Source organism: Holospora obtusa F1 (assembly GCF_000469665.2).
GTDB classification, from domain to species: domain Bacteria; phylum Pseudomonadota; class Alphaproteobacteria; order Holosporales; family Holosporaceae; genus Holospora; species Holospora obtusa.
On record NZ_AWTR02000005.1, the window covers coordinates 1 to 5,029 of the forward strand.

A 5,029-nucleotide genomic window follows, 5' to 3' on the forward strand; every position below is an offset into this window, starting at 1 on the left:
AAATAAAAAAAGAAATTTTTAATTTATATAATAATTTACAAATAAATAAGAAAAAATGAATAAGAAAGATACTTAAAGACTGGCAACGACCTACTTTTTCACATCTTAAGATGAAATATCATCAGCGCTAGGCGTCTTAACGGTCGAGTTCGAAATGGGATCGCGTGTTTTCCACCTGCTCAAGTCACCAGTCCATAAATACCCATGGGTAACAATTCTTCAACTTTTATCTTCATCTTCAAAACCTAACTTGAATGTAAATCAAGCCAATGGGACGATTAGTACTGATTAGCTAAAAAGGTTACCCTTCGTACACACTCAGCCTATCAACGTGGTAGTCTACCACAGTCCTCATAGAGAAAATTAGTTTTGAGGTTAGTTTCCCGCTTAGATGCTTTCAGCGGTTATCTAGTCCGTACATAGCTACCCAGCACTGCTTTTGGCAAAACAACTGGTACACCAGAGGTACGTCCATCCCGGTCCTCTCGTACTAGGGAAAGATCCTCTCAATTTTCTAACACCCACGGCAGATAGGGACCGAACTGTCTCACGACGTTCTGAACCCAGCTCACGTACCGCTTTAATTGGCGAACAGCCAAACCCTTGGGACCTTCTCCAGCCCCAGGATGCGATGAGCCGACATCGAGGTGCCAAACCCCCCCGTCGATAAGAACTCTTGGGAGGGATAAGCCTGTTATCCCCGGCGTACCTTTTATCCGTTGATCGATGACCCTTCCATGAGGGATCACCGGGTCACTATGACCGACTTTCGTCTCTGTTCGACTTGTAAGTCTTACAGTCAGGCAAGCTTGTGCCATTGCACGCTACAGCTGATTTCTGTCCAGCCTGAGCTTACCATCGCGCGCCTCCGTTACAATTTAGGAGGCGACTGCCCCAGTCAAACTACCCACCATGCATGGTCCTGGCGCTGGTTATACAGCGCTCAGTTAGATACCAAATAGATTCAGGGTGGTATTTCAAGGTCGGCTCCACACCAGCTAGCGCCAATGCTTCAAAGCCTCCCACCTATCCTACACAGAATCTACCTTGTACCAATGCAAAGCTATAGTAAAGGTGCACGGGGTCTTTCCGTCTAACCGCGGGTACTCCGCATCTTCACGGAGAATTCAATTTCACTGAGTTGATGTTGGAGACAGTGGAGAAGTCGTTACGCCATTCATGCAGGTCGGAACTTACCCGACAAGGAATTTCGCTACCTTAGGACCGTTAGATTTACGGCCGCCGTTTACTGGGGCTTCAATTCGGTGCTTGCACACCTCCTCTTAACCTTCCAGCACCGGGCAGGCGTCAGACCCTATACATCGAATTTCTTCTTCGCAGAGCCCTGTGTTTTAGTTAAACAGTCGCTACTCCCTCTTATGTGTCACCTCAACAGGGTTTCCCCCATTAAGGTACTCCTTATCCCGAAGTTACGGAGTCAATTTGCCGAGTTCCTTCAACATCATTCTCTCAAGCGCCTTAGTATACTCTACTTGTCCACCAGTGTCGGTTTGGGGTACGGTCTATTGCTGGGATTATTTCCTGGAAAAAAATACGTAGCTAGCTCAATCCAATTAGAACTAACACCCTACTTCTTTCGTCATCTCCAGCTGGCTCAGGAATATTCACCTGATTCCCATCGACTACGACTTTCGTCCTCGCCTTAGGGGCCGGCTTACCCTGTGCGGATTACCCTTGCACAGGAACCCTTGGACTTTCGGCGGAAGTGTTTTTAACACTTCTTTACGTTACTCATGTCAGCATTCTCACTTCTGATATCTCCAAAAGACTTCACAATCTTTCTTCAACGACTTACAGAACGCTCCGCTACCGCTTTCCTTTCGAAAAGCCCACATCTTCGGTGCATCACTTTAGCCCCGTTACATTCTCGGCGCAGATCGACTTAATTAGACTAGTGAGCTATTACGCTTTCTTTAAAGGATGGCTGCTTCTAAGCCAACCTCCTAGCTGTCTTGGTCAATCCACCTCCTTACCCACTGAGTGATGACTTAGGGACCTTAGATGGTGGTTAGGGTTGTTTCCCTTTCGACGACGGACGTTATCGCCCGCCGTCTGTCTGCTGTACTTATGCTTTTTGGTATTCGGAGTTTGGTTGGGTTTAGTAAGAATCGCTTCCCCTTAGCCCATTCAGTGCTCTACCCCCAAAAAGAAACATACAACGCTCTACCTAAATAGATTTCGCGGAGAACCAGCTATTTCCAGGTTTGATTGGCCTTTCACCCCTAACCACAAATCATCCACAACTTTTGCAACAGCATATGGTTCGGCCCTCCAGCACGTATTACCGCACCTTCAGCCTGTTCATGGCTAGATCACCTGGTTTCGGGTCTTATTCGTGAAACTATACGCCCTATTAAGACTCGCTTTCGCTTCGCCTACATCTATCGACTTAAGCTCGCTTCACAAACAAACTCGCTGACCCATGATACAAGAGGTACGCCGTCACAGCCTATTCGCTGCTCCGACTGCATTGTAAGCATTCAGTTTCAGATACTATTTCACCTCCCTCATCGGGATACTTTTCACCTTTCCCTCACGGTACTTGTTCACTATCGGTCACTGAGGAGTACTTAGGCTTGGAGGATGGTCCCCCCATCTTCAAACAGGATTTCTCGTGTCCCGCCCTACTCTCGTCATTTCTAGTCGGCTACCTATACGGGGCTATCACCCTCTTTCGCTTTCTTTTCCAAAAAAATTCTAGTTCCAACTAAATCTGCTCTGGCCTGGTCCGATTTCGCTCGCCACTACTTTCGGAGTCTCGGTTGATTTCTTTTCCTCCAGCTACTTAGATGTTTCAGTTCGCTGGGTTCGCTTCTTAAGTCCTATGAATTCAGACTAAGATACCGCTTGTGCGGTAGGTTTCCCTATTCGGATATCCGCGGATCATTGGATATTGACTCCTCCCCGCAGCTTTTCGCAGTCTTTCACGTCCTTCATCGCCTCTCAATGCCAAGGCATCCACTAAATGCTCTTTAACGCTTGATTTACACTCATGTTAAATTTCTTAAATATTACTTACTTAACAATACAATTAAATAAATTAAATAATTGAATTTTTGTTACCCATTCTTATACACTTATCAAAGAAATCTTTAAAGAATCAAAAAAGTGGAGATGATCGGATTCGAACCGATGGCCTCATGCTTGCAAAGCACGCGCTCTACCAGCTGAGCTACACCCCCCCATACAGAAAAGTGGGCCAGGTAGGACTTGAACCTACGACCTCACGCTTATCAAGCGTGCGCTCTGACCAGCTGAGCTACTAGCCCCCATAACTTTTTGATCTCAGAGAGATAAACAGTCAACACGCGTTACCCCAGTTCCTATCGTTGCAGTACTATTCTTCCTGCCTCATAGAAAGGAGGTGATCCAGCCGCAGGTTCCCCTACGGCTACCTTGTTACGACTTAACCCCAGTCATCAACCCCACCATAGTCAGCTGCCTCCTTGCGGTTAGCTCACTGGTTTCAGGTAAGATCAACTCCCATGGCTTGACGGGCGGTGTGTACAAGGCCCGTGAACGTATTCACCGTGGCGTGCTGATCCACGATTACTAGCGATTCCAACTTCATGTTCTCGAGTTGCAGAGAACAATCCGAACTGAGATGACGTTTTAGGATTCGCTCAGGGTCTCCCCGTCGCTTCCCTTTGTCGTCACCATTGTAGCACGTGTGTAGCCCAGCCCATAAGGGCCATGAGGACCTGACGTCATCCTCTCCTTCCTCCGATTTATCACCGGCAGTCTCCTTATAGTCCTCAGCATGACCTGTTAGCAAATAAGGACAAGGGTTGCGCTCGTTGCGGGACTTAACCCAATATCTCACGACACGAGCTGACGACAGCCATGCAGCACCTGTGTGGAGTCCGGCCGAACCGAAAATCTTATCTCTAAGATCGTTGACTCCCATGTCAAGGGCTGGTAAGGTTCTTCGCGTGTTGACGAATTAAACCACATGCTCCACCGCTTGTGCGGGCCCCCGTCAATTCCTTTAAGTTTTAATCTTGCGATCGTAGTCCTCAGGCGGAGTGCTTAATGCGTTAGCTGCGACACCAACTTATAAAGCTGACGTCTAGCACTCATCGTTTAGGGCGTGGACTACCAGGGTATCTAATCCTGTTTGCTCCCCACGCTTTCGTGCCTCAGTGTCAGTTACGGACCAGAAAGCCGCTTTCGCCTCTGATGTTCCTCCTAATATCTACGAATTTCACCTCTACACTAGGAATTCCACTTTCCTCTACCGTACTCTAGTCTTCCAGTTTGAAACGCACTCCCCAGGTTAAGCCCGAGTATTTAACATCTCACTTAAAAAACCACCTACGCACCCTTTACGCCCAGTTATTCCGAACAACGCTAGCCCCCTCTGTATTACCGCGGCTGCTGGCACAGAGTTAGCCGGGGCTTTTTCTCTCGTTACCGTCATCATCTTCACGAGTAAAAGAATTTTACGACCCGAAGGCCTTCTTCATTCACGCGGCATTGCTGGATCAGGGTTTCCCCCATTGTCCAATATTCCTCACTGCTGCCTCCCGTAGGAGTCTGGGCCGTATCTCAATCCCAGTGTGGCTGATCATCCTCTCAGACCAGCTACAGATCGTAGGCTTGGTAGGCCTTTACCCCACCAACTACCTAATCTGACGCGGGCTCATCTTCTGGCGAAATTCTTTCCTTATTTCTAAGTATATGCGGTATTAGCCAAGGTTTCCCTCGGTTGTCCCCCTCCAAAAGGCAGATTCCCACGCGTTACTCACCCGTTTGCCACTGGAGACATTGCTGCCTCCCGTTTGACTTGCATGTGTTAAGCATGCCGCCAGCGTTCGTTCTGAGCCAGGATCAAACTCTCATGTTTTGCTTTTAAAACACCAAACCTTTCAGCTTGGTATCCTAGCTACTTATTTCTTATTCTAATTAACGGGATAAACGTGTTGACTGTTTATCTCTCTTTTTCTTTACTTCCTCAAAGATCTGTCCTTATCCTACCTCTATTCCTTACCCCTGTCAACACCCTTCT

The 5,029-nt window shown here is 47.5% G+C and carries 2 tRNA genes and 3 rRNA genes; all 5 read right to left on the minus strand.

The annotated features are described in order from the left end of the window. Positions 1-77: 77 nt before the first annotated feature. The 5 genes from rrf to P618_RS00215 all read right to left on the minus strand — a co-directional run bounded on the left by rrf (position 78) and on the right by P618_RS00215 (position 4,867). A 5S ribosomal RNA gene (rrf, locus tag P618_RS00195) occupies positions 78-192 on the minus strand. A 65-nt stretch (positions 193-257) separates the two neighbouring features. Further along, positions 258-3,006: ribosomal RNA gene (locus P618_RS00200) — 23S ribosomal RNA — on the minus strand. Positions 3,007-3,130: 124 nt separating this feature from the next. Next, positions 3,131-3,203: transfer RNA gene (locus P618_RS00205), tRNA-Ala, on the minus strand. Between the two features lie 13 nt (positions 3,204-3,216). Beyond that, positions 3,217-3,290 (minus strand) — tRNA-Ile (locus P618_RS00210). A gap of 88 nt (positions 3,291-3,378) precedes the next feature. Further along, positions 3,379-4,867, minus strand: a 16S ribosomal RNA gene (locus P618_RS00215). Together the 16S, 23S and 5S rRNA genes with 2 tRNA genes alongside form the textbook arrangement of a ribosomal RNA operon. Positions 4,868-5,029: the final 162 nt, after the last annotated feature.